Source organism: Paracoccus panacisoli (genome assembly GCF_042435015.1).
In the GTDB taxonomy this organism is placed as follows: domain Bacteria; phylum Pseudomonadota; class Alphaproteobacteria; order Rhodobacterales; family Rhodobacteraceae; genus Paracoccus; species Paracoccus panacisoli.
The window spans coordinates 1-2,110 of sequence record NZ_JBHMQU010000118.1 but is presented as its reverse complement, the minus strand read 5'-3'; the positions used below and the strand labels follow the sequence as shown (position 1 = coordinate 2,110).

Genomic DNA, 2,110 nt, shown 5'->3' with positions numbered 1-2,110 from the left:
TTCCGGGTCAAATCAAGCGCGATAAGGGCGTTTGGTGGATGCCTTGGCAGCAAGAGGCGATGAAGGACGTGATACCCTGCGATAAGCTTTGGGGAGCCGGGAATAGGCTTTGATCCAAAGATCTCCGAATGGGGAAACCCACCTGAAACACTGTTATTGTCACCTTCGGGTATCAATAACGGTGTTAACCAGGGACTTGTGACTTGAATACATAGGGTTACAAGAGCGAACCCGGGGAACTGAAACATCTAAGTACCCGGAGGAAAGGAAATCAACAGATACTCCCCCAGTAGTGGCGAGCGAACGGGGACCAGCCGAGCCGTGAGAATGACCGGAATGATCTGGAAAGATCAGCCATAGCGGGTGACAGCCCCGTACGGGAAGTTTGATCGGACGCATTAAGTAGGGCGGGACACGTGAAATCCTGTCTGAAGATCGGGGGACCACCCTCGAAGGCTAAGTACTCCTTGCTGACCGATAGCGAACCAGTACCGTGAGGGAAAGGTGAAAAGCACCCCGACGAGGGGAGTGAAACAGTTTCTGAAACCGGACGCCTACAAGCAGTCGGAGCTTCCTTGAGAAGTGACGGCGTACCTTTTGTATAATGGGTCAACGACTTGGTCTATCTAGCAAGCTTAAGCCGTTAGGTGTAGGCGCAGCGAAAGCGAGTCTTAAAAGGGCGAATGAGTTAGATGGATCAGACCCGAAACCAGATGATCTAGCCATGTGCAGGATGAAGGTTGGGTAACACCAACTGGAGGTCCGAACCGACACCCGTTGAAAAGGGTCCGGATGACGTGTGGCTAGGGGTGAAAGGCCAATCAAATCTGGAGATAGCTGGTTCTCCGCGAAAGCTATTTAGGTAGCGCCTCGGACGAATACCCTGGGGGGTAGAGCACTGCATGGATGATGGGGGCCCACAGCCTTACTGAGTCTAAGCAAACTCCGAATACCCAGGAGTACTATCCGGGAGACACACGGCGGGTGCTAACGTCCGTCGTGGAGAGGGAAACAACCCTGACCAACAGCTAAGGCCCCCAATTCGTGGCTAAGTGGGAAAGCATGTGAGACTTCCAAAACAACCAGGAGGTTGGCTTAGAAGCAGCCATCCTTTAAAGATAGCGTAACAGCTCACTGGTCTAAATAAGAGGTCTTGCGGCGAAGATGTAACGGGGCTCAAGCCACGAGCCGAAGCTTTGGATGCACTCTTTGAGTGCGTGGTAGCGGAGCGTTCTGTGAATGAACGCCGCCTCTTCTATCCTCCGGGATAGCGGAGGCAACGTTCTGACTGTGAAGCCGGGCCGTGAGGCATCCGGTGGAGTGATCAGAAGCGAGAATGTTGACATGAGTAGCGACAAACAGGGTGAGAGACCCTGTCGCCGAAAGTCCAAGGGTTCCTGCTTAAAGCTAATCTGAGCAGGGTAAGCCGGCCCCTAAGGCGAGGCCGAAAGGCGTAGTCGATGGGAACCAGGTTAATATTCCTGGGCCAGGAGATGGTGACGGATCCTCAGGGTTGTTCGATCTTAACGGATTGATCGGGCAGCTGCGGGGTCCCTGGAAATAGCCCTCCATGAGACCGTACCCGAAACCGACACAGGTGGACTGGTAGAGAATACCAAGGCGCTTGAGAGAACCACGTTTAAGGAACTCGGCAAAATACCTCCGTAAGTTCGCGAGAAGGAGGCCCTGTTCGCAGGCAACTGTGGGCAGGGGGCACAAACCAGGGGGTGGCGACTGTTTACTTAAAACACAGGGCTGTGCGAAGCCGTAAGGCGACGTATACAGTCTGACGCCTGCCCGGTGCCGGAAGGTTAAAAGGAGGGGTGCAAGCTCCGAATTGAAGCCCCGGTAAACGGCGGCCGTAACTATAACGGTCCTAAGGTAGCGAAATTCCTTGTCGGGTAAGTTCCGACCTGCACGAATGGCGTAACGATCTCCCCGCTGTCTCAAACGTGGACTCAGCGAAATTGAATTGTCTGTGAAGATGCAGACTTCCCGCGGTTAGACGGAAAGACCCCATGCACCTTTACTATAGCTTCGCACTGGCATCAGGATTGTGATGTGCAGGATAGGTGGTAGGCGCTGAAACCGGGACGCCAGTTCCGGTGGA

At 54.0% G+C, this 2,110-nt stretch carries 1 rRNA gene; it reads left to right on the top strand.

Going from position 1 to position 2,110, the window contains the following annotated elements:
• Positions 1-10 precede the first annotated feature (10 nt).
• A 23S ribosomal RNA gene (locus ACFHYO_RS16060) occupies positions 11-2,110 on the top strand; the annotation flags it as partial.